This is a genomic window from Peribacillus sp. NPDC096448 (assembly GCF_044762675.1).
GTDB lineage: Bacteria > Bacillota > Bacilli > Bacillales > DSM-1321 > Peribacillus > Peribacillus frigoritolerans_B.
Genome location: NZ_JBIWEU010000005.1, coordinates 74113 through 98016 on the forward strand (window position 1 = coordinate 74113; position 23904 = coordinate 98016).

The 23904-nt window shown below is 37.3% G+C and carries 18 protein-coding genes and 1 riboswitch; of the genes, 6 read left to right on the forward strand and 12 right to left on the reverse strand.

Features of this window, described 5'->3' with window-relative positions:
- Positions 1–9: 9 nt before the first annotated feature.
- The 9 genes from ACIQ0C_RS10620 to ACIQ0C_RS10660 form a co-directional block, all read right to left on the reverse strand.
- The gene (locus ACIQ0C_RS10620) at positions 10–7545 is read right to left on the reverse strand and encodes an amino acid adenylation domain-containing protein (RefSeq protein WP_403059599.1); all 7536 of its coding nucleotides are present in this window, start codon (positions 7543–7545) and stop codon (positions 10–12) included.
- A gap of 12 nt (positions 7546–7557) precedes the next feature.
- Positions 7558–8217: a hypothetical protein gene (locus ACIQ0C_RS10625; protein WP_403059602.1), complete on the reverse strand. Its 660-nt coding sequence runs from the start codon at positions 8215–8217 to the stop codon at positions 7558–7560.
- A complete protein-coding gene (locus ACIQ0C_RS10630) occupies positions 8208–8918 on the reverse strand; it encodes a 4'-phosphopantetheinyl transferase family protein (protein ID WP_403059605.1) in 711 nt (236 codons plus the stop codon). The genes ACIQ0C_RS10625 and ACIQ0C_RS10630 overlap by 10 nt, the downstream gene beginning before the upstream one ends.
- Before the next feature lie 354 nt (positions 8919–9272).
- A complete protein-coding gene (locus ACIQ0C_RS10635; RefSeq protein ID WP_402838852.1) occupies positions 9273–9560 on the reverse strand; it encodes a transposase in 288 nt (95 codons plus the stop codon).
- Positions 9561–9648: 88 nt separating this feature from the next.
- A complete protein-coding gene (locus ACIQ0C_RS10640) occupies positions 9649–11241 on the reverse strand; it encodes a hypothetical protein (RefSeq protein WP_403059608.1) in 1593 nt (530 codons plus the stop codon).
- On the reverse strand, positions 11216–11932 hold the full coding sequence (locus ACIQ0C_RS10645) for an ABC transporter ATP-binding protein (RefSeq protein ID WP_402838849.1): 717 nt from the start codon (positions 11930–11932) through the stop codon (positions 11216–11218). The genes ACIQ0C_RS10640 and ACIQ0C_RS10645 overlap by 26 nt, the downstream gene beginning before the upstream one ends.
- Positions 11933–11981: 49 nt before the next feature.
- Entirely contained in the window at positions 11982–12770 is a 789-nt protein-coding gene (locus ACIQ0C_RS10650) for an ABC transporter permease (protein ID WP_402838847.1), read from the reverse strand.
- Positions 12767–13672 carry an ABC transporter ATP-binding protein gene (locus ACIQ0C_RS10655; protein WP_402838845.1) on the reverse strand — a complete coding sequence of 302 codons (906 nt, stop codon included), beginning with the start codon at positions 13670–13672 and terminating at the stop codon, positions 12767–12769. Before ACIQ0C_RS10655 ends, ACIQ0C_RS10650 begins: the two co-directional genes overlap by 4 nt.
- Positions 13669–13908: a PLD nuclease N-terminal domain-containing protein gene (locus ACIQ0C_RS10660; protein WP_403059611.1), complete on the reverse strand. Its 240-nt coding sequence runs from the start codon at positions 13906–13908 to the stop codon at positions 13669–13671. The genes ACIQ0C_RS10655 and ACIQ0C_RS10660 overlap by 4 nt, the downstream gene beginning before the upstream one ends.
- Positions 13909–14310: 402 nt before the next feature.
- Between ACIQ0C_RS10660 and ACIQ0C_RS10665 the strand changes: the two genes are divergently transcribed.
- The gene (locus tag ACIQ0C_RS10665; protein WP_403059614.1) at positions 14311–14856 is read left to right on the forward strand and encodes a helix-turn-helix domain-containing protein; all 546 of its coding nucleotides are present in this window, start codon (positions 14311–14313) and stop codon (positions 14854–14856) included.
- Positions 14857–15039: 183 nt separating this feature from the next.
- On the opposite strand, the gene ACIQ0C_RS10670 is transcribed toward ACIQ0C_RS10665, so the two are convergent.
- Positions 15040–15600, reverse strand: a complete 561-nt coding sequence (locus ACIQ0C_RS10670; RefSeq protein WP_402838843.1) for a thioredoxin family protein — start codon at positions 15598–15600, stop codon at positions 15040–15042.
- A 214-nt stretch (positions 15601–15814) separates the two neighbouring features.
- Between ACIQ0C_RS10670 and ACIQ0C_RS10675 the strand changes: the two genes are divergently transcribed.
- Together ACIQ0C_RS10675 and ACIQ0C_RS10680 are read left to right on the forward strand one after the other, a co-directional pair.
- A complete protein-coding gene (locus ACIQ0C_RS10675) occupies positions 15815–16666 on the forward strand; it encodes a GRP family sugar transporter (protein WP_403059617.1) in 852 nt (283 codons plus the stop codon).
- A gap of 18 nt (positions 16667–16684) precedes the next feature.
- Positions 16685–17470: a glucose-1-dehydrogenase gene (locus ACIQ0C_RS10680; protein WP_403059990.1), complete on the forward strand. Its 786-nt coding sequence runs from the start codon at positions 16685–16687 to the stop codon at positions 17468–17470.
- Positions 17471–17822: 352 nt separating this feature from the next.
- On the opposite strand, the gene ACIQ0C_RS10685 is transcribed toward ACIQ0C_RS10680, so the two are convergent.
- Positions 17823–18017 (reverse strand): hypothetical protein, encoded by a 195-nt coding sequence (locus ACIQ0C_RS10685; protein ID WP_403059620.1) that lies wholly within the window; start codon positions 18015–18017, stop codon positions 17823–17825.
- A gap of 54 nt (positions 18018–18071) precedes the next feature.
- A complete protein-coding gene (locus ACIQ0C_RS10690; protein WP_403059623.1) occupies positions 18072–19460 on the reverse strand; it encodes an amino acid permease in 1389 nt (462 codons plus the stop codon).
- Positions 19461–19963: 503 nt separating this feature from the next.
- Positions 19964–20042: riboswitch (glycine riboswitch) on the forward strand.
- Positions 20043–20248: 206 nt separating this feature from the next.
- Between ACIQ0C_RS10690 and ACIQ0C_RS10695 the strand changes: the two genes are divergently transcribed.
- From ACIQ0C_RS10695 to ACIQ0C_RS10705, 3 genes are all read left to right on the forward strand, one after another.
- Positions 20249–21592: an amino acid permease gene (locus ACIQ0C_RS10695; protein ID WP_403059626.1), complete on the forward strand. Its 1344-nt coding sequence runs from the start codon at positions 20249–20251 to the stop codon at positions 21590–21592.
- A 275-nt stretch (positions 21593–21867) separates the two neighbouring features.
- Complete coding sequence (locus tag ACIQ0C_RS10700; protein ID WP_402838836.1) at positions 21868–22068, forward strand: DUF3311 domain-containing protein; 201 nt, start codon at positions 21868–21870, stop codon at positions 22066–22068.
- Positions 22065–23543: a sodium:solute symporter family protein gene (locus ACIQ0C_RS10705; protein ID WP_403059629.1), complete on the forward strand. Its 1479-nt coding sequence runs from the start codon at positions 22065–22067 to the stop codon at positions 23541–23543. The genes ACIQ0C_RS10700 and ACIQ0C_RS10705 overlap by 4 nt, the downstream gene beginning before the upstream one ends.
- The last annotated feature ends 361 nt before the right edge of the window (positions 23544–23904 follow it).

A 23904-nucleotide genomic window follows, 5' to 3' on the forward strand; every position in this document is an offset into this window, starting at 1 on the left:
TATTTCCCCTCATTTCACTTTCAATTTTTCCAACATTTCACTTAAGATTTGATTAAATATAGAAAGTACTGATGACCTTAACTTTGGATTGACCGCTGCCTCATTAAATTTAATTTGAACACTTGAACCAGGGGTGATGATGATGACGATTGGATAATGGGTCGTTTCCCGCCCTTCTTTCAAACTCACGTTAATTTCATCATTATTAGCTAGTTTCACGGGATAGTTTTCAAAAGCATATAATGATTCAAATAATTGGTTTTCCAAATTAGCCCACTCATAAATCTCTGATAACGGTGTATTCTCATAGGCACTTAATTCCAAAAATTCATTTTGAACTTCATCCAGTATTTCCATATAGGTCTTTTCGTGGCTGATATGCTTGATAAACGGCACAGTATTGATAAATGGACCAACCATGGACTCAATATTTTGGACAGGAATATTCCTGCCGGATGTCACTACGCCGCAGCATACATTTTCCGTTCCTTTTACTTCTTTCAAAGTGACTAACCAAATGGTTAGAAAGAAAGTATTCATGGTAATCTTGTGCTCCTGACAGAATCGTTGAATGGAATCACTTAATTCCTCATCCAATACTTTCAAGTAGCTATTCTCAATGTACCCCTCGCCTTCCAACACTCCCATTAAACTAGATCCGGAATTTCGAGCACCTTCCAATTTCCCTGCCCAATAGTCCCGCAGCTCCTTATTACTCGTATAATCTTTCATATATTCAACATACTTTTTAAATGAAGCACTCACGGATGGTGATGTTGCTATTGAATGATAAGAAGCAAAAATGTCATTTATCACCATCGAATAGCTCCAACCATCCATAATAATATGATGGAATGTCCATATTAATTGGTATTCATTTTCCGCAAGCTTAACGATCATGAAGCGATTCAACTTATTGTTCTCGATATCTATGATCTTATATTGATCTGCTAACAACTTTTCCAAGTTCTCTTGATGATCAATTATTTCTTCATATTCAATCTCGGTATCCATGGAACTCATTAACAGTTGGTAGAATACCCCTTTTCTGCTTGAATATAATTTGGTTTTTAAAATGTCATGTTTCCCTGCAGTTGTCACAATGGCATTCTTTAATTTTTCGACGTCCAGAAAACCTTTAATATCAAAAATGAGTTGCACTTTATACTGGCTGCTTTCACTATCAAACAAGCTATGGTACAACATCCCTTTTTGCAAAGCCGTCAATTCATAAATATCAACAATTCTTGTTTCTTTGTGCAATAGTTGGTTAAGTTCCTCTTCGGGCATATCCACCAATGGAAAGTCTTCCGGACGGTACATCTGTTTTCCCAATGTTTCTTCTTCCAATGTCCGTAACATTTCCGGCATATTGTGTTGAATATATTGCTCAAAATCTTCTCTTACGAAATGTCTGTTATAGTTTATTTTTATGGTTTGCTCCTCATTCACTACAAGCAATTCGATATCGACTTCATGTTCGGTATAGGAATTATGTTGAATATCTTGTTCACTAAAAAAGATGACCTCTTTTGCAGCCCATTCATTGTTTTGGTGAAATCTACCTAAATTATTAAAACTGATGATCGGCCTATTTCGTTTCATATGTGTCCCGCCGCATAATTCGGTTATGATTCCATACTCAATCCCTTTATTAGGCAGTGTCCTTAACTTTTTCTTTGTACCTTGAATCGTGTTCGAAATGGATTCTTTATTTTCTATATAAACCGGGCACATGGTCGTAAACCATCCTACTGTCCTGGACAGATCGACACCTGCAAATAACTCTTCGCGACCATGTCCCTCCAAAGTAAAATGAATATCTTTTTTATTAAAATATTTCCCGATCAGCGCTGCGAAAATGGATAAGTATATTTCATCGATAGATGCTTTATACGCTTTTGTCATTTCATTATAGATTTTGTTTGTAATCTCTTTATTCAGCTTCATTTCAAATGATTTTCCATCGTAAACATTCCCTGTTTTGACTAGGGCGTTTTCGTATGCTGTGTCATGTTCATTCAGCCAGTACTCTTTAATGCCTAAAGGAATGCTATTTTTATATTGGTTTAGGCTATTCGCCCATTCCTTATATGATGTCGTTTTACTATCCAGTTTTAGTTCCTGATTGTTTATATCTTGCATGTATAGCTGGTCAAAATCTTCGATCAAGATTCTCCAGGAAACCCCATCAACAAGTAAATGATGAATGATCCAAATGATTTCATGCTCGTTTTGATCTGTATTGATGCATACTATTTTCATTAGCGGTCCGTTTGATATGTTGATGCCCTGTTGTGCATCGATCCCGAGTCTAGCTATTTCCCGTTCCTGTTTGTCCTTATTCACGTTTGATAGATTTACGTAATTCAAAGTCCAATTTTCAGACGGGTCGATATGCTTTTCCACCTGCGAAAATGATTCTTCTCTATTGAATCTTGATCTGAGCCCATCATGATGTCTGACGATATGGGCCATGATTCTTTGCAGCCGCTTCTCATTCAATTGCGGATAGCCCTTTAACGTTACAGATTGATTCCAATGATTATAATTATTTATTTGTTGAGTGAAAAACCAACTTTGAATAGGTGTAAATGGTGCCTTTCCAAAAACATCAGACTGAGTTATCGTTAAATCGCCCGTCAATTCCACAACCTTTGCCAGCTCTTCGATACTTTGTTTTTCAAAGATGTTTTTTGAAGTGATGTGAAGATTTTCTTTCTTGGCAAGTGAACAAATTTGAATGCTTAGGATGGAGTCTCCTCCACATTCGAAAAAGTTATCAAAGATGGTTATTTCCTGATTATTCAGCACCTCTTTCCATATCTTTAACAATTTTTGTTCCGTTCCATTAATGACACTTTTACTGTTGGCTCCTTCCGAATTCGTTTTTGTATCCGGTAGGCTCTTCGCATCCACTTTGCCGTTAACGGTTAGCGGAAAGGACTCCAGTTTAATGAAATATGAAGGAATCATATAGTGGGGAAGGTGATTCTTCATATAATCCCGGATATAATTTTCTTCTAGGTCATTGTCGGCGATATAATAGGCAATGATGAATTTCTTCGATTTAGATTCTTCTTTTATCGCTATGAAGCAATCCTTTATACCCGTGCATTTATTCAGAACTGCACTGACCTCTCCCAGTTCGATACGATATCCCCGGATTTTCACTTGGTCATCAGCTCTACCTGCAAATAGTAGATTTCCATCCTCGGCATACTTAACTAAATCTCCAGTTTTATATAGTGTCCTTGAGGGACTGAACGGATTAGGAATAAAGCTTTCATCGTTTTTCTCCGGATTATTTATATATCCCCTTGCAATGCCTTTCCCGCCGATATACAGCTCGCCTATTTGACCTATAGGAGTCGGCTTCATCCAGGAATTGAACACGTATGCTTCTGCATTTAATATTGGCCTTCCGATCGGAATCACTGTATCATCACTTGGAAGTACCTTATATGCTGTCGAAACGACAGTTCCCTCCGTTGGACCATAATTATTATATAAATCAAAACTCAAACGATCGGGTATCGTTTTTAAACGATCTCCCCCTGTCAAAATAGCTCTGATTGATTCTGGGAATTTCATATCGTTTATAAATAATTGCTCGAGCAGTCCCGTTGAAAAAAACGCGAGTGTGACTTTCTCCTTTTCCATCTTCTCCGAAAGGATTTCTACATCCAATAAATCATAGTAATCCAGTATCAGGAGTTTATTCCCATTCGTCAGGTAAGGGAATATCTCCCAAACGGAAGCGTCAAAAGATGTATTCGAAACCAGTACTGCTGCATCATTTCCATCGACTGAATAATAATTGATATGCCAATTACAGAGGTTAGCCAACCCTCCATGCTCAATCATGACCCCTTTAGGTTTTCCCGTTGTTCCTGAAGTGTAGATGATATAGGCCAGATCACTTTCCGATATCTTTCTTGAATCGAATTCTGAGCACTCAATTTCCCGTTCTTTTAGTATGTCTTCGATACATAATAGTTTTCCTTCATCACCAGGATACTTGGGAAGTCCTGCTTCATTACTTAAACAATATGTGATTTGAGAATCCTCAATCATATGTTTCAGCCGTGACACTGGTTGTGACGGGTCCAAAGGTACATATGCCGCCCCAACTTTCATAATGGCTAAAATGGCCGTAACCATATTGATCGATCGATCCATAAAAATCCCAATTCTATCCTCTACACCTACATGGTTTAGGAATAAGCGTTGCGCCACCTGATTTGCCCGGGCATTTAATTCGCTATACGTCACCTGCGCATCACCATGAACAATGGCAACATCAGTGAAATTTGTCCTTACTTTTTTCTCAAACCTGGTTATTACATCTTCAAAGCGATGATCTTCCACTTCTTGATTTACATTGCCTGTCCCCATTTCGATTATTGATTGCAACTGTTCAGGCTCTAAGTAGGTAATGTCCTTTATCCGCTTGTTTTCCTGGGTTGTAACCTCTTGCAGCCAATGCTGAAAATTACTGGCCATTCTTTGAATCGTCGTTTTATTGAATAATGATTTGTTGAATTCAAACGAGATGACTAAATCATCCTCATCCATTTCTTCTGCCTGAACAACCAAATCAAATTTAGCTTTAAAGGTATTGATTTTTTTCGGTTTTAACTTGAAATTTCTATATGCCAGCTTTTCTTTTTGGTTATTTTGCAGGACAAATACTGTATCGAACAATGGCGTATTTCCCATGGTTCTTTCTACCGATATATATTTCAAAATTTCCTTAGTAGGTAAATTTTGATGGTCAAAAACACCTGCAATATTTTTTATGTTTTTTCGCAAAATCTCTTCAAATGAATCTTCCTGAGACACATTTAATTTAAAGGGCAAGGTGTTGACGAAATATCCTATCAATTGTTCAGTTTCCACATGGTTTCTCTTCGCCAAAGGGCTGCCGACGACAACTTCCCCTTCATCAAAATAAACCGATAAAAAGGTTTGATAGGCGGTAAGTAAACTCATGAACAAAGTCGATTTCGTTTTTTTATGAAGACTTTCCAGGTTGTCTTGAATTTCTTTCGGTAACAAAAAGCTGATAATATCGGACGTGCTTTTACCTTCTCCCGTTTTTTGATGATCATATTGTAAAAAGGACTTTTGCCGTAATGCAGTTAGTTCATTACTCCAGAACTCATTATCCTTACTGGTTACATAATTTGGTGAGTTTTTTTGCCATAAAGCATAATCTCCATATTGGATTGATTGGTTATCTTCATCATTTCGTTGTCCATTCTCGATTTGCTCATAAATGGCAAACCAATCATTGATCATTAATGGAATCGACCAACCATCAAAAATGATATGGTGGATGTTACATAATAATTGATATTCACGTTCATTCGTCTTCACTAACGTAATTGATAGGAGGGGACCATTTCCTAAATCAAATTGCCGTTCCGTTTCTTCCTTCACAAAGTGATTCATTTTTTCTTCCTGCATGGCTGAAGGAATATCCGAAACATCGAAATAATTAATATAATGATGAATCGACTCATCGAAAGCCAAGATGCCCATTCCAGCTTCTTCTCTAATGACACTTTTTAAAATTTGATGCTTATTGCTTAGCTTATCTAAAGATAGTTCCAGATTTCCTTCATTCACTTCACCTGCTATTTCATACGAAAAAACGATGTTATATAATGATTTGTCTATATTGGTTTGATGAATGAACCACAAATTTTCTTGTTCATATGTTAAAGGGTATGTATTTCTGGCATTCATATTGATAGGTGTATACTCTTGCTTTACCTCTTCTTTTTGACGAGCTTCTATGACCTGGGATAATTTCATAATCGTATCGTTTTCCAATAAAACGGAAGGCGCAATTTCAATCTGAAATTGATTTTTAATATTGACAATCAATCTCATTATCGATAATGAGTTCATTCCACTTTCAAGTAGCGACTGATTATTATTTATAACCCCATTGCCTATGATGCTAACCACCAATTCCCTTACTTTTTCACTTATTGTTTTATCTGCTGGACTCTTGATATTCGATGGAGCTTCACAGTCTTTTATTATGAATTTTGGTAATAATGATTTATCCAGTTTTCCATTTACAGTTAGGGGGATGTTGTCCACCTTGATAAAAAAGCTTGGTATCATATACGTTGGCAAAGAGCTTTTTACACTTTCCCTCAAATAATCAGCAGCTAATTCTTCATCAGCAACATAGTATAAGAATAAATGCATATCATCATTAAACGCTTTATCCATCGTAACAACTGCATTCTTGATGTTTTGCAAATCATTATACGCGCTCTCAATTTCCCCTAATTCAATCCTGAAACCTCTTAGCTGCACTTGCTCATCATTCCTGGAGATATATTGCAGATCACCATCATCCAACAGTTTCACTACATCCCCTGACTTATAGTAGCGGACATTATCAATATACGTAAATTTCATCTTATTCATCATGGGGTTTTTATAGTAGCCAAGCGATACACCTTTTCCTGAAACGTATAACTCGCCCTCTTCATCTCCAGTTACTTCTTCTCCATTTTGATTCATCACTTTGAACCCAAGATGGGGCAAGACTTTTCCGATATTGGTAATTCCTTTTTCAACATCACTATTGGCGATTTCTTTGTATGTTACATGAACGGTTGTTTCAGTTATTCCATACATATTTATTAGCTTTGGCAGTCTGCCATTTTCGGGAGAAAACCATTGCGTCAATTTCTTGAAGTTTAATGCTTCCCCTCCAAAAATAATGTATTTTAAACTTAATTCATTTTGACGATTTATGAGCTCACCGCTCACCTCGAAGAAAGCGCTTGGCGTACAATTAAAAACGGTTGTTTCTGTACTTATCAATAATTCAACAAAGGATATTGGATTTCTGCTTTCTTCAAATGAAACCACTACAACTTCTCCGCCATATATCCAAGCCCCCCACATCTCCCATACGGAGAAATCAAATGCGTAGGAATGGAAAAATGTCCATTTATCTTTATTATTAAACTCGAACAAATCGGCGCAGCCATAAAACAAGTTCATGACATTTTCATGTGAAACGCAAACTCCTTTAGGCTTTCCTGTAGAGCCCGATGTGAAAATGATATAGGCTGGATCTTCTGGGTCAATTAAAGTATGTAGATTCTCACCTGTCATTTCTTTTGAATTCTCTATCACTTCATCAATGGATACATAATTACAATCAATGTCGCTAATATTGCTTTTATCCCCAATTAATAACTTCAATTCTGAATTCTTTATTATATGCTTTACTCTTTCATCAGGACTTTTAGGGTCGATAGGTACATAAGTAACACCCGATTTAAGTAGTGCTATGATCAAAAATAAAACATGCTCGGATTTTTCAATATAGATTCCGACATTGTCTCCTTTATTTATCCCTTTGTCCTTTATGTACATTGCCATTTTATTTGCCAAGATATTCGTTTCTTTATATGTAAATTGCCTATCCTTATTTCTTACTGCAATATTGTCTCCATATTCCCTAACACTTTCTTCAAATAAATTCGCTAAAGAATTCATATTCATCATTTTCCCCCATTATTTTAAATATGTGCCTGATGCAACTGTCAACATATGAAAAACCAAAGAAATCAAAGCTATTACAATCGTTATGATCAATGCATTTCTTCTCTTAATGAGCGCCAATTTTTCCAGACTATAGCTGAATAGAATTAAACTGACAATGTAAAACAACTCAAACTCAGCCATGAATGTGTGAAGGATGGAATGTTTATCATGCACCAGTAAGGATAAACTAGTAAATGTCGTTTCCTTGCTCTTAACCAATAATGCGATGATTGCATTAACACCAGATCCAATCACGATGCATATCCCTGCATTTATGACAGCTTGGCAGATCCCTTTTATATTTACCGGCCTTTCTTTTAAAACTAAAAATAATAGGCACACAATTAATATTTGAATGATGAATGTAACCAATAATCCTAGAGCCCCCATTACAATTGTGTTAATGGCAAAACCCATGGCTCCGATTTCTGAAATGGACATGCCATTTAATACGTTCATCCCTTTTTGATCTGCAGAATATAACAAAAGCGTCGTTTCGATACCTGCTATTAAACTGAGTATCAATAACGAAATTATTAACTTATGAACTCTATCCTCTTTTTTAAAAAGATATTGCACTAATTTGTTATTGTTTCTTAATTCAGCATTTGCTTCCATTTTTAATTCCATTGGTATTCCCCCTCAATTATTTTTGTAGAATTTATTGGAAAGGTAACACTTCTTATTTCATCATTCACGAGTACAACCGTCGATTTGTATTGGGAAAAATTTTTATAAAAAAGTGAGATGTTATCATGATCCAATTCAACCTTGGAAATCTCATAGATTTCAAGTGGAGAGGTCAATCCTGTTTTTAGTATCTTTGATAGACTTTCTTTTGCACTAAAGAAAATTTCTTTACTTAAAACACCATCACTTTCCTTAATCATTTTTTTCTCGGATTCCGTTAAATAATTCTCCAAAAATTCAGAATCAGATTTCGTTTTAGTCACAATATCGATTCCCATTGGATGCAGCTGATCAAAAATCAATATTCCGAATGTTTTATCCGTATGTGTGATGGATATACCCATGTTCATTAATAAGAACAAGTTTGCAACAATAACCGGCTGTCCAAAGACTCCTTTCAACAGTGATACATTCTTTATTTCATCCAAACCTATACCTAAAAATTCCATAATTGCTTTTTTTCCACAGTACAAACTTTTCTTTGCTTCGATGATTCTTTTGGGACCATTTTGCAAATTTAGATAACTCCATTCTTTTTCGTTAAAAACATCATCAATATAGTTCAAATTGACTGAATCCGCTTCATAAAACTTGATATAAGATTTATAAATTTTTTTCTTATTCATAAAATATTCAATCAATTATAATTTGCCTCCCTTCTTTTTTCTAGAAATCTCGCATTTTTCTCCATTTTTTACCTCAAAAATTTCTTTTTTTAAACAAATATTTCATTTTCTAGGTCAAATATTACCTATTATCATTATCGATAACACTTTATCACAACAATTTTGCCGAGTCCATTAAAAATTTGTAAATTATCTACATTACATAATAACTTTACCAATTTTTATTTTTTCTTCTTTAGTAGTATTTTCATAGGACTTATCGTGTGAATTTAGATGAAAAAATTAACCTTAAATTTTCTAATAAAAAAGCCATATTTTATTTTTCACTATAATTTGTGAAAAATAAAATATGGCTTTAATACTGTTCAATCATTTTGGTTGTTTCGTAAAAATGTGCATTGCCTTTTTTAAAATCTCATTCTCTTCCTGTAAATCTTTAATTATTTTATCCTTTTCCTCTTTCAGACTGAGCCCTGAAAAACCATTACTGGAGTCCGCCGGGCCATCTTCATTTGTTTCTTTATAGATATTGACCCAATTTCTTAATGTAGGTATGGAGATATTAAGTTCTTCGGCCAATTCTTTAGGTTTTCTGCCTTCTTCCAATACTAATCGAGCAGCATAAATTTTAAAATCTTTATCATGGTGCTTCCCCATAATAAGACACTCCTTTTTTAAATTTATTTAGTGCCGATTTTCTGTACTTCCTTTATCAAACGGAAATGTTTTTCTAATATAAAGACTTTCATAAATTTATTTTCAATCTATTAATCAAAATGGAATTGATCGCTATTGCGATCATTAAAATTATCAGAGCTCCCATCAGGGGTTGGACACTGAACCAAATCAAGACAAAATGAATCGCTGTTACCATGATTAATAATGGCAATCCATAAAGCAGGCTTATTAATACATTGGGGTTTGATTTAATTGCAGCAGATGGGTTCTCCCATTCTATACTAGGATTTTTCATATCATATAATGGTGTTAGAAGATTATAGCAAACCACTAAACAAGAAGTAATCAATAACAAGACTGCATTTTCCATTTCCCAATAGCCAAAAAGCGCAAATATTATAAAGCTGATCACTACGGCAATAATACTGATTATTGATGAAAATATCACTTTAGAAAAATAAACATATCTTTCATCAAAAGGGGTACTTTTCAGTAAATAATGGTATTTCCCTTCTCTTGAATATGGAGTTCCGCTTATATTATTTATACAACACAAGAAAAGGACCGAATATGAAAAATATTTATCAAAGACTCCCTCTTTCGTTATATTCAAATAACTCGGGAACACTTCATTCTGAATCAGCAATAATATGACAAGTGATACGATTGGCGGCAACAGGAGACCTAAAGCGATTTGCATCTTAAAATATGCTTCAGACTTAATGATCCATATCTCTCTTTGTAAATAGTTACTCCATTGATTTTTTGATATATTAACCTTTGAGTTTTTTATATTCGTTTTGTTGTTTCCCAATAACCCGTTTTTAAAGTAATTAACAGAAATGTTTTCTATAATAATTGAATACAATAGGAAACCAATTACCAGTATCGAAATATAAATAATAAAAAATTGACCTGTTATTTCATTTGAAACAAAAGCATCCAGTATCCACTTAATCACTGGAATCATATTTGCGGTTTCAAACATATGTCTCATTAACAATTCCAACGAGTTTTTTAGCCCTTCAAAAGAATTCAAATCTATTTCCGAGAAGACCTTTGAAATGGCAATTGATGATTTTCCTGCAAAATATACGATGGAAAAAATCGTAAGCAATAGGATGATAGCAATGTTCACCATTAAGTATGCTACTTTACTTTTGAATCTATAATAATACCTATTAATGCACGATAGGATAAAAAGCAGGAACAAGGCCGTTAATCCATTGACAATCGGTAAAAACGCGAATAATTTAATTGCTTCCATAAACTTTAGATCGACTATCAAGAAGCCTAATGTTGGCACTTGGGTTATCATTGATAAGATGATGGGGACGCATAAGCTACTTAACACCTTAGCCCTTGATATTTCCTTATAGGTGAGCGGCAGAGGTGCCAATACTTTAAATTCATAATAAGCAAATATTTGTGATGTGGACAAATAACAAACCAATGCAAAGACGAGAATGCTGGAAATCGTCAAATTATAAAATAGGAAGACCTGGGTATCTCCAAGAAAATAAACAAAGGCATTAACGACAGTCAGCTGCAAAAACATATAAAAAACGGCGATTATCAGGACAGCCTGCAACATTGTCTGCTTGGGCATTTTATAGAAGGAAGAAACGAAAAATCTAGTTAACTGAAGTTTTTCCTTCATATACCTGAGCCTCCATAAAGGTAGATTCCAATGAACTTTCACCTATTATATTTTGAATTTCATCATGCAGGATGATTTTTCCCTCTTTTAAAATAGCCACTGTATTACAAATTTTCTCTGCCACATCCAGCAGATGCGTCGAGAAAAACACTGTACCGCCCATTTCAACATATTGTTTGATCAAGCCCTTAAAAACTAAAACGGCGTTTGGATCTAATCCGTTTAATGGTTCATCCATAATGATGATCGGGGGATTAATGGTAAAAGCCGCTATCAGGGATACCTTATGCATCATTCCATAAGAATAACTTCCCATTGGCTTTTTAATGGACTCCTGCATCCCAAACCGGTTGATATATTTCCCCAACCGCTCTTTGTCATCATTTCCATATAGGTTCATCAAGAAACGAATCCAATCAAATCCCGAAACATTGTTAAATACATTGATAGTATCAGGAATGAAGAAAAATTGTTTTTTATATTCTATGCCGTCTTCTTTGGTCAGGCCATTTATTTCAACCTTTCCATTTTCAGAATCTAAAATGCCCGTAATAATGTTCAGCGTCGTGGTTTTCCCTGCACCATTTGCTCCTATAAAACCTAAGATTTCCCCTTTTTTGATTTCTAGATTTACCCCATTCAAAATCTTCCTGGCCGAGTAGCTTTTCTCTAAATCTGTGATGCTTAACAAAGTTATCACCCTCCGATCACTTCATGATTAACACATTTCCACCCCAAACTTACTCATTATTGAATTTCTTTTTTGAAATCCATATGTTCGTTACCAATATCGTTACTGCCGTCAATGCAAGTGCAGCTAATGCACCCCAAATCGCCTGTGAATTGACTGTGCCTAAAATCAGTACTTCCATGGCATGTTTACTCATGCTTGCCGGATTCACATTGTCTATTACCGGACTTAATCCAACTATGATTCTACACCCGAGGAGAAATACTATCGAAATTAATGCTATAATACCCTGGCTATTAAAAATGGTACTGATCATCGTCGTGAATGAAACGATAAATAGGATCCACAGCAGATAGAAAAGCAAAGCCACTATTAAATCCGCAAAGTTAACATTCGTAAACAAAAAAACTACATACAGATATGAAACCAAATATCCCAATGCTACACTGCAGGCAACAAACAGATAATTGGAAATGATTTTCCCGCTTATATATGATCCGACCGTGACGGGTCTTGTAAGTATGAAAGCAAGCATCCCATTTGCTTTATCGGACTGTACGACTCCCATCATGGAAACGATGATGATCATGACCCCTAGCTGATCAAATTGAGACCCTAAGGTACTGGCAAGAACTTCGCCGCCTTTTTGGGCAGCCATGCTTGGATCAATGGTGATCCCTTGGCCCCCGCCCAGTGCCTCTAATATTGAAGGTAAATAATAGCTTACAACTGGTTGAGTTATTCCTAAAAATATAAATACAAGCGGTAGCCAAATCACTTTAAATTCACGTACCATCTGAACAAATTCCTTTTTAGCTAAAACGGCAAAATTATTCATTTTTCCACCACCAATTTTAAGAATATCTCTTCCAATGTATCGTTATCTATTTCGAACCTGACAAGATCAACATTATGCTCCAAAGCATTCGCCAGTAACATATTCTTGTTTGACTCAATATTTTCCACTTCTATCTTCAATTTATTTCCCATTACCTCTACACCTTTGACAAAGTTCAAGCTTTTAACGGTTTCAATCCATTTTTGACTTTTAGAGGTTATGTCGACATTGATTTTATTTCCGCTATTCCTGTTTAATAATTCTGGCATTGTTGTGTCCTCAATTTTTTTACCGCTTTTTATAATGACAAACCTCTCACATATTTCTTCTGCATCGCTTAATATATGCGTCGATAATAAAATTGTCGTATCTTTCTTTATCTCTTTTATGATATTCAACACTTCTCTCCGGCCGATTGGATCTAATGCCGAAACCGGTTCATCCATGACAATCAATGCCGGTTTATGTAACAGCGCCTGTGCAATTCCAAGCCTTTGTTTCATTCCGCCTGAAAAAGTCCGCACCTTTGAATTCTCTTCCCCGCTCAACCCCACTTTCGACAATATCTCTGGGATGCCGCTTAATAATTCTTCCCTCTTGATACCCGAAAGCTGCCCCATGAAAGTAAGGGTTTCTTTGGCGGTCATCCATTGAAAGAAGTTAGGGTATTGTGGTAAGTAGCCTATTTCCTTTTTCATTTTTGAAATTTTCTTACCATCAAGCAATACTTCTCCCATACTTGGATCTATAATATCTGCAATCACTTTTATCAGTGTCGATTTACCAGCCCCATTGGGCCCAATCAATCCAACACATTCCCCTGATTGCAATTCCATTGAAAAATTATTGACCGCTGTTTTTTCTTTGAATTTTTTTGTAACATTTTTAATCTCTAATTTCATATTCTTTCACTATCCTTTCTACCGATAACGAAGTACAGAATTGGACCGATAGTATTTGCAAAAATAATGATGAGTGTCCACAATAAAACATTTTTCCTCGTCTTTCGATTTCTGTATAAATCAATTAATGCTATAAGCACTAAAATCATTCCAATTACAATTACCGGTAAAATAATCGGCAGAATAGACATGAAATCAATATCTTTCAATTCGTTCCATCCATAATGCAATTCCATATATACCACTCCTTTGGTAACGAAATATTATTATCATTATCGATAATGATAACATGTAATTTGGAATTTTGCACCTATTTTTTTTCTTAATAAAATATTGTTTTAGTTTTTATTGTTATTTATAATGATAATATTATCATAATGAATAATAATAAAATATCGCGATATTTATTAATTTTCATTGCATGAAGACATCTTTTTTTTAAAATTTAAATTATTTAAAAAGGCTTATTATTTACTTCGAAAAAATATTTCGGTAATATTATTTTTCGAACCGTGTCATTTTTATTTAAATGAAAATGATTCAAACATTACAATATATGACGAATTAAACTTATTATTCATGACCAACATTAAATTTGATCAAAAATTATCCAGTTATAACAATGTGAGGAGAATTAGATGATTAATAAAGCTGAAATTTTAATGCACCCGGTAAGAATAAAGATTACCCAAGCTTTAATGAGAAATAGGGAAAATGGTTTAACACCATTAGAAATGTTAAAAATTATTAAAGATGTACCCCAAGCAACATTATATAGACATATACAGGTTCTTTTGGATTCAGGGGTCATACGCATTGTAAAAGAGAAAAAAGTGAGATCCGTTTCCGAAAAATATTACGTTTTAAATGAAGAAGAAGCACGGCTTAGCGGGGAAGAATGGAAAAAATCCTCTAATGAAAAAAAGGTGAACTATTTTTCTTATTATCAATTATCCCTTATGACCCAATATCAAAACTATCTTACTAAATTAGAAGAAAGAGACTGCGCAGAAGATGGTTCAACCTTTTCCCTTATAGAACTAAAGCTTGATGATGAAAGCTTCCTTAACTTCCAAAATGAATTGAACGATTTAATGTTAAAATACTACAAAGCGACGAATCAAAGTGCCAAACAAGACTCTCCTATTCGAACAATCGGCGTTACAATTATTCCAGAATCATAAAAAATGAAAAGGCTGTTCCAAAACCACGGACTCAAGAAAAGAATACTTAGAAAAAAACCGTCAGGAAACATATCTATATATTCACCAACCAATCAGGTTGCAGTCCCGTTTTGAAACAGCCCTTCATTTTATGGAAGAAATCCCACCCGTTATGGGACAGGACTAAAAGTGATATATCCGATTTCAGCAGTTCCCCAATGCTTCCTTTATACTGCCGTATACTTCGTCCCACAGGTGTTTTTCTTCAGCAAAAGCCGCAGTTATCTTTTTAATGAATGCTTTTTGCTCTGCCTCGAAACGTTCATCATCCTTGGGAGGCAGGTCAGACCTTAACTCCATTACGTACTCTTGTACCTTTGGTGCACGAGGCCCCCAAACAGCTTTTTCTTCACCATTCTTATCAATGAATATAAAAATGGGAATCGAACGCGCTGTTCCATTCGTTAGGTATTGATCCATCAGTTCAAGATTTTGATCTCGTAAAACCATGCGGGTTTCAATATTTGCCGCTTCAGATATATTCAGCAGTATAGGAATATTCATCATCGCATCTCCGCACCAGTCTTCAGTAATGACAATGGCTCGAAGTTCCTTCTTCTTTAATGCATCAAAAAAACCTTGGTCCTCTGCAGAAATGGAAAAACCATCCTGGATCGATTGTAAGTTTTCTTTATGAACTTTCATCGAAGATACAAATTCTTGAGCAGAAATCCCCTTTTCAAACCATTCATTCAGTGTCGTCATACTATTTCTCCTAACTATTTTTTAAATTAAAAGTACCATAAACCACTTATTATTTCATTGAATCACTCCTGAAAAATAAAATGGAAAATTGGTAAATTAAAACCATGTTTTCTTTCCCGTGTAAAGGGAAAACTATACATACATTCAATAGCTTACTAACTTACTATTTTATATTGATAAAAACATTGTTTTCTAGTTTAGGAGATGAAATTTTGTGGAAGGTTTTCTCTTTGCGCTCCTGCCTGCATTGACATGGGGCAGCTTAGTGCTTGTTTCCGAAAAACTCGGAGGCAACTCCTATAATCAAACACTTGGCATTACAATCGGTTCATTACTGTTCGCCATCATGATGTCTTTCATCAATCAGCCGGAATGGAGCGGTACAGTGTGGATTGTCGGCATCATTTCCGGGATAGGCTGGGCATTCGGGCAGTTATTTCAATTCAATAGCGTGAAGGAAATCGGGGTATCAAAAACCGTTCCAATCTCAACAGGCCTGCAAATTCTAGGGAATACATTTTTTGCGGTTATCATTTTCAGGGAATGGAATGACAAGATGACAATCACCATCGGCATTGTTGCAATAATCTGTTTGATTACAGGTGTCTTGCTGACTAGCTACGGTGATGGTGATAACAAAAAAGAAGGAAGCATGAAAAAAGGGGTTTTTTACCTTGCCATTTCTACGATGGGTTATGTTACATATGTCATCGTCGTTAGATGGAATGAAGTTGACGGATGGTCGGCGATCCTGCCGCAAGCAATTGGCATGTTCCTGGCTGCCTTGCTCCTTTCAATCAAACATAAACCGTTTAATAAGTATGCCGGACGAAATATTCTAACCGGAATGATGTGGGCAGTCGGAAATATCGGTCTCTTGCTCGCTAATCCAAAAGTTGGCGTTGCCATCGCATTCTCATTTTCCCAAATGGGAATCGTCATTTCCACTTTAGGCGGCATCTTTCTTTTAGGAGAGAAAAAATCCAAAAAGCAAATGGCCTTCGTCATCATCGGGTGTGTACTCGTAATTGCTGGCGGAATCATGATCGGCTTCACAAAAGAATAGTTAAAGGAGAGATGAATGATGTATGACGATTTAGAGAAAAAAGTGGTCGTGATCACTGGGGCGGCAAAAGGGTTAGGAAAAGCCATGGCCGAAAGGTTCGGTAAAGAAAAAGCACATGTCGTATTAAATTATCACACTGAAAATGGCGACCATAAGGAAATCATCAAAACGATTGAAGCTGCAGGTGGGAAAGCCGCAGCCATTCAAGGTGACGTTTCTAAAGAAGCGGATGTGAAGAAATTGCTTTCTTTCGCTGTGGACACCTTTGGTACAATCGACATCATGATCAACAATGCTGGTATTGAAAATGAAGTGCCCAGCGAAAAATTGACTCTTGAAGATTGGCAGAAAGTCATCGATGTAAATCTAACGGGGATGTTCCTGGCAAGCAGGGAAGCAATCAATTATATGCTCGATCATGGTATCAAGGGCAATATCATTAACATGTCTTCCGTCCATGACCGGATACCTTGGCCTCATTTTGTCCACTATGCAGCAAGTAAGGGCGGAGTGAAGATGATGACAGAAACCCTTGCACTTGAATATGCTCCTAAAGGGATTCGCATTAATAATATTTCACCTGGGGCAATCGACACACCCATCAATGCCGAAAAATTCAATGACCCAAAAGCCAAACAAGAAGTCATCGACCTGATACCGATGGGATACATCGGAAAACCGGAACAAATTGCCGCTTGTGCCGCTTGGCTAGCTTCCGCCGAATCGAGCTACGTAACGGGAATGACCTTATACGCTGATGGCGGAATGACCAAATATCCAGGATTCCAAGCAGGAAAAGGCTGAACTTAACTTATGAAAAGAATGTTGTACACAACTTAGAATTTTATTCTCGGCGAATAAATATTGTTAAAAAATAATACTTACTATACTTGCGTTCTTTACTTGGATTGGTGTCCCATTTGGCTCGATTTCTGCATTGGAACCAACAAATCCTAAGCTATATCGCGGACTTGATGTCAGTGGAAAATCGTCTGGAATAGACGCTGTTTATATTCGTTCATGTGGAGCGCATCATTTGGTGTTACGGTACGCCCGGTAATTTGTATAAAAACTTCCTTGTGTAAAGATGAAAAAATCTGGCAGGAATTCTCACTCCATAGGCTTTTTGATTCATTCCCCCTACTGGTCTCCCTTGTTATGGGGTCAAATTAGCTTTACTCGTGAATTCCACGGCTTTACTCGTGAGTTTTGCCGATTTACTCGTGAATTCAACTACTTTACTCGTGAATTCAACTACTTTACTCGTGAATTTCGCTGATTTACTCGTGAATTCAACTACTTTACTCGTGAATTTCGCTGATTTACTCGTGAATTCTAACAATTGATCCACAAAGACAACAAAAGCCCTTCTCGAATTAAGAGAAGGGCTTTCTAATAGAATTTTTCATCCTGAAATTTCATCATCGGATTTAACATCCAACGGTGTTCGTTTATCCATTTTCAGCATGTAATAACTTGCCACGACCAAGGCTAGGAAAACGATCCCGACAACCAAGGAAATCCGGGTACTCGGATTGATCCACATACCCACCAGCACCATCAGTAAAAAGGCTATTGTCGCATAGTTACTGTAAGGGGCCAACGGCATTCTGAAAGGATGCTTCTCCATTTCAGCGGCATTTACCTTTCTGAATTTAAGCTCACTGATAAGTAAGACAAACCATGGAATCATCCCGGGCAATACACTCGCACTATACACATAAAGGAATAATTGCGGCGGTGCAAGGTAATTCAGGATAACCCCGATGCCCAATCCTAATAGTACAGCGATCGTGCAATATGCCGGCACTCCATTTTTGGATACTTTAGCAAAGACTTTCGGAGCTTGGCCATTCAATGCCAGTGTGTAAAGCATACGTCCTGCACTGAAAATCCCACTGTTGCATCCGGACATTGCCGCAGTGATTACGACAAAATTGATGATTCCTGCCGCCGCAGTGATACCGATTTTGGCAAAGGTTGAAACGAATGGGCTGCCTAAGTCATCCAGTTGATCCCAAGGGAAGACTGTCACGATTACGAATATGGCACCAATATAGAAAATCAATATACGCCATATGATTGATTGAATCGCTTTTGTTACGGTCTTCGTTGGGTCTTTCGCTTCACCGGCCGTGATGCCGATAAGCTCAACGCCTTGATAGGAAGCCACGACAAGTGAAAGCGCAAAGAAGAATCCTGTCCAGCCTCCCGTAAAGAAGCCGCCATTTGCCCATAGATTCGATAATCCAATCGCATCCCCGCCATTGCCTATCCCAAAGAAGATAAGGCCCAGGCCGGCAACGATCATCAATATAATCGTTATGATTTTTATAAGCGCAAACCAGAATTCAAATTCCCCGAATGATTTTACGGAAATGAGGTTGGCCGCCCCCAAGATGATCATGGCTACCACACCTGGTATCCAAGCAGGTAACTCCGGGAACCAATATTGCATATACAACCCAACCGCGATGATTTCGGACATTCCGACGATTACCCATTGAAACCAATTGCTCCAAGCAGTCATATAACCTGCCAAAGGATGTATATAGCTGCTCGCAAAGGTTGCAAAAGAACCTGTAGTCGGTTCTAAATATAACATCTCACCCATGGAACGCATGATGAAAAATATAAAAATACCTGCGATGGCATAAGCAAGCATTACAGAGGGCCCGGTCCATTTGATCGTGCTCGCAGATCCCATGAATAACCCGACTCCGATGGTTCCGCCCAAAGCTATCATTTGAATATGTCGTGATTCCAGCCCTCTCTTTAATTCCTTGTTCGACATGATTAACTCCCCCAGATGCAATATCGGTAATGTTTTACTATCCTTACCACGAACGACTCTCTATTAATTATTGCAGTTAGAAATGCTTTATCCTAATCAATATTACATAACACTTCAATTACGTTTTCTTATCTTATAATAGTAAATATTCTGTAAAAATACAATTGTATTTTTGAAATAAACAGTTACCAATAATATCTTGTCGATTTTCCCAGTCTAAAAATATCATTTTAAAAAAATGATGTTCAGTATTTTATTATAGTGATCGTTCAAAAAGATCACTTCTGCTTAAACCTTAAGTTAAATACAACCCACTATAAACTGCAGATAAGGCCAGTTTCACTTCAAAAAAACTTGTTGACCTACCGAAAAATAGATGATAGAATTCCAATATTATTTTATAAGTATAATGAATGCTCCAGCAGTGATAGATTTTCACTGACTGACATTTCTTCACAACCGCATACAAGCAAGCGATGAATGCTATGGATGACACTATAGCAGGAGCAGCTTCTGGAGAGACTGTACAAGATACAGCGCCGAAGGATTCACAATCTCAGGCAAAAGGACAGAAGAGTAACGAATGATAAAATTGTTATTCTGAGCCCTTTAAGAGATTGGTATTATCCAATCTCTTTTTTTATTGTCCATTTTGTGATTGGACTAAAAACACCAACTTTAAAACCAATGGGAAAGGCCAGCTGGGCGAAATAATCACGTCCCTCTCTCCAAGACCATGCAGGTAAAAACATTCACTACCAAGACTATAAAAGACGGGGGCGTACGAATTGGCTAAACAAGAATTGAAAAGAGATTTAAAAAATCGACATGTACAACTGATTGCAATAGGAGGAACCATTGGCACCGGGTTATTTTTAGGTTCAGGAAAAGCTATACAATTGGCGGGACCTTCCATATTATTCTCTTATCTGATAATAGGGATTGCCTTGTTTTTTGTGATGAGGGCCCTGGGGGAATTGCTCTTATCCAATGCAGGGTATGTATCATTCACTGAATTCGCAACTGAATATGTCGGTCCATGGGCCGGCTTCGTGACAGGTTGGACATATTGGTTCTGTTGGATCATGACCGCAATGGCCGATATCATAGCTGTCGGTGTCTATATACAATATTGGTTTGATGTCCCTCAATGGATTCCGGCTCTAATATGCCTGGTCATTCTGTTAGGATTGAACCTATTGACCGTTAAGATATTTGGCGAATTGGAATTCTGGTTTGCCATCATTAAAGTAATCACGATCATCGCCTTGATCATCGTAGGAATCTTTCTTTTGATCATCGGCTTCAATACCAATACCGGAACGGTTTCCCTAACGAACCTATGGAATCATGGTGGCATGTTCCCCAATGGCATTTCCGGATTCCTACTATCTTTACAGTTGGTCGTCTTCTCATTTGTCGGTGTCGAATTGGTCGGGGTTTCTGCAGCAGAAACGGCGAACCCGAGAAAGAACATTCCATCTGCCATCAATAAAATCCCTGTCCGGATTTTACTTTTCTATGTTGGTGCCATATTCGTCATTCTCTGCGTCAACCCATGGACACAATTGAATGCCACGAGCAGTCCATTTGTAGAGGTCTTTGCGTTAATTGGCATTCCCGTCGCTGCAGGGATCATCAACTTCGTCGTTTTGACATCCGCTGCTTCTGCATGCAACAGCGGTTTATTTTCAACAAGCCGAATACTCTATACGTTAAGCAGGAATGGAGAAGCCCCTGCTAAACTGGAAAAATTAAATAAACAGGCTGTTCCGAGCAATGCCTTATTAACATCCACAATCGTTGTATCAATAGGGGCATTATTAAGCAAGCTGATACCTGAACAGGCATTTACTGTCGTGACTACCATCAGTGCCATCTGTTTCATATGGGTATGGAGCATTATCTTGATCTCCCATATCAAATATTCGAAAACAAGGCCTGACCTAAGAGCCGAATCGACTTTCAAGGCTCCTTTTACACCTTTTGTCAATTACGCCATTTTAGGATTATTCCTGTTCATCCTTATTGTTATGCTATTCGCTGAAGCTACACGACTATCACTGCTCTTGACCCCAATCTGGTTCATCCTCTTGGTGATACTATATAACTATCGGAAAAAAGATAGCTAAAGGAAATAAAGCCTTGAACTCAATATGAATTCAAGGCTTTATCTGTCTTATGAACACATTTGGATTCGGCTGTCTGCGAACTGTTGCTAAAATATATCAGGCAACTGCATTAAATTTTATATCAAAATAGTGTAAGCTAATATATATCATCGGACCTTTTCCGCCATGTATGAATTTTTCATCCCGGTTTGGTTCACCCATCCATCAGTGGCATTGAAGAATAAACCCCCATTGGTGGGCGTTTCACTTTATTTAAAAACGGAGGGGTTTGTTTAGTGAAGATTATATATATTCTTACTCTAGTTCCTTTTATAGGCATACTCGTATTTCTACCTTTTGTTAATAAAATAGAACCATATGTATTAGGGATGCCTTTCAATATGTTCTGGATGGCTATGTGGGTGGTCCTTACCTCTGCCATACTCGGCATCATGTATAAGCTGGATCCCAGGAACCGGGAAGGTGACCAGGAATGAATATTGCTCTCTTAATCATTTTAGCATTTTTACTTCTATCGATATTTTTAGGCATACGCTCTTCAAAAGGAAAAGATATGGACTTGGAACAATGGACGGTGGGCGGACGCGGTTTTGGTGCGATATTCGTCTTTCTGCTGATGGCCGGGGAAATCTATACGACCTTCTCCTTCCTTGGCGGCAGCGGCTGGGCTTATGGCAAGGGTGCACCCGCTCTATATGTTCTCATTTACATTACTTTATCTTACGTATTATCCTATTGGCTCCTACCGGAAATATGGAGATATGCCAAAGAAAATAAACTGATGTCTCAATCCGATTTCTTTGTAAACAAATATAAGAGTCCCAGTTTAGGAATTTTGGCTGCGCTTGTCGGTGTGGTGTCGATGATTCCAGTGATCGTCGTGCAGCTGAAAGGATTGGGGATCATTGTCTCGGAAGCATCTTATGGTGCCATCTCAATGTCCGAGGCAGTTTGGATGGGGGCGATCAGCCTTACCATTTATGTGATGATTTCCGGTATCCACGGTTCAGTTTGGACAGCGGTCATTAAAGATATCATGATGGTCGCCATAATAGGATTTTTGGGAATTTATCTGCCGATACATTACTTTGGCGGATTTCAGCCGATGTTTGAAGCGGTTGATGCGGCCAAGCCTGGTTTTCTAAAGTTCCCTGATCAGGGGCTTAGCGTATCATGGTTCATCTCCACGGTAATATTGCTCGTATTCGGTTTCTATATGTGGCCACAAGTTTTCAGCGCTGTTTATTCAGCACGCAGCGGCAAGGTATTTCGAAAAAACGCCATCATCAGCCCTTTATATACACTCATGCTGTTATTCGTCTTTTTCGTTGGGTTTACAGCTATATTGAAAGTGCCCGGACTCGTTGGGGCAGATGCAGACCTCTCATTGCTGCGCCTTTCGATCGAGACCTTTGATCCATGGTTTATAGGCATAATCGGCGGAGCTGGATTGTTGACCGCATTGGTGCCGGGATCCATGCTTTTGATGAGCGTCGCTACACTGCTCGCGAAAAACGTTTATAAGGAATTTGCACCCGCAGTATCCGATCGCCACATTGTACGGTTGGCAAAGTTCCTTGTGCCAGTCATTGCCCTTATAGCCGTCTACTTCACCTTAAACGGCGGTGAAACGATGTCGGCATTAATTCTTATGGGATACAGTCTCATCACACAGCTTTTCCCGTCCCTTCTCTTTAGTCTGAAAAGGAATAATCCGATCAATAAATTTGGTGCAATCACCGGTATCATCACCGGATTGGCCATCGTAATCTGCATTACACTAAGTCAATCGACAATAGGGACCTTGTTTCCATCCTTGCCGCAAGCAGCGAAAGATTTGAATGTGGGAATCATCGCATTGGCAGTCAATTTCATTGTGATGATCACGGTAAGTCTTGCTTTCAGAAAGCATGCGGTTCAGTTGGAACCTAAATCCGTTAACGATATATGAAGCAACTTTGAAACTGGTTATTCTGGATAAATAAACATTGGAGGCTCAGTCAAAAGACTGAGCCTCCGTTTGTAGACAATAGGATTCTATCAAAAAGTTAAAACAAAGTTGATTGGAGCGGGTGTACGAGACTCCTGCTTAGAAAAGCGTTTCCAGGGGAGACCCCTCAGGCACTCGCTCAAATTGTAAAAACCTAAAGAAACTATAGTCAAAAGACTGAGCCTTCCTTATTATCGACAGACAAAGCATAATGTCCTTTTTCTCAAGTTTGATTATAGGAAGTCTCATTTTAGACTATTAATCTTTTCTGTTTATAAACAAATCCCCTATTTTAACTAATAAATACAACGAAAAAATAATC

Excerpts from the sequence above, each read along its gene's own strand:
- ACIQ0C_RS10620 (WP_403059599.1), bottom strand. The coding sequence starts at position 7,545 with ATGAATATGAATTCTTTAGCGAATTTATTTGAAGAAAGTGTTAGGGAA.
- ACIQ0C_RS10625 (WP_403059602.1), bottom strand. The coding sequence starts at position 8,217 with ATGGAATTAAAAATGGAAGCAAATGCTGAATTAAGAAACAATAACAAA.
- ACIQ0C_RS10635 (WP_402838852.1), bottom strand. The coding sequence starts at position 9,560 with ATGGGGAAGCACCATGATAAAGATTTTAAAATTTATGCTGCTCGATTA.
- ACIQ0C_RS10640 (WP_403059608.1), bottom strand. The coding sequence starts at position 11,241 with ATGAAGGAAAAACTTCAGTTAACTAGATTTTTCGTTTCTTCCTTCTAT.
- ACIQ0C_RS10650 (WP_402838847.1), bottom strand. The coding sequence starts at position 12,770 with ATGAATAATTTTGCCGTTTTAGCTAAAAAGGAATTTGTTCAGATGGTA.
- ACIQ0C_RS10655 (WP_402838845.1), bottom strand. The coding sequence starts at position 13,672 with ATGAAATTAGAGATTAAAAATGTTACAAAAAAATTCAAAGAAAAAACA.
- ACIQ0C_RS10660 (WP_403059611.1), bottom strand. The coding sequence starts at position 13,908 with ATGGAATTGCATTATGGATGGAACGAATTGAAAGATATTGATTTCATG.
- ACIQ0C_RS10665 (WP_403059614.1), top strand. The coding sequence starts at position 14,311 with ATGATTAATAAAGCTGAAATTTTAATGCACCCGGTAAGAATAAAGATT.
- ACIQ0C_RS10670 (WP_402838843.1), bottom strand. The coding sequence starts at position 15,600 with ATGACGACACTGAATGAATGGTTTGAAAAGGGGATTTCTGCTCAAGAA.
- ACIQ0C_RS10680 (WP_403059990.1), top strand. The coding sequence starts at position 16,685 with ATGTATGACGATTTAGAGAAAAAAGTGGTCGTGATCACTGGGGCGGCA.
- ACIQ0C_RS10690 (WP_403059623.1), bottom strand. The coding sequence starts at position 19,460 with ATGTCGAACAAGGAATTAAAGAGAGGGCTGGAATCACGACATATTCAA.
- ACIQ0C_RS10705 (WP_403059629.1), top strand. The coding sequence starts at position 22,065 with ATGAATATTGCTCTCTTAATCATTTTAGCATTTTTACTTCTATCGATA.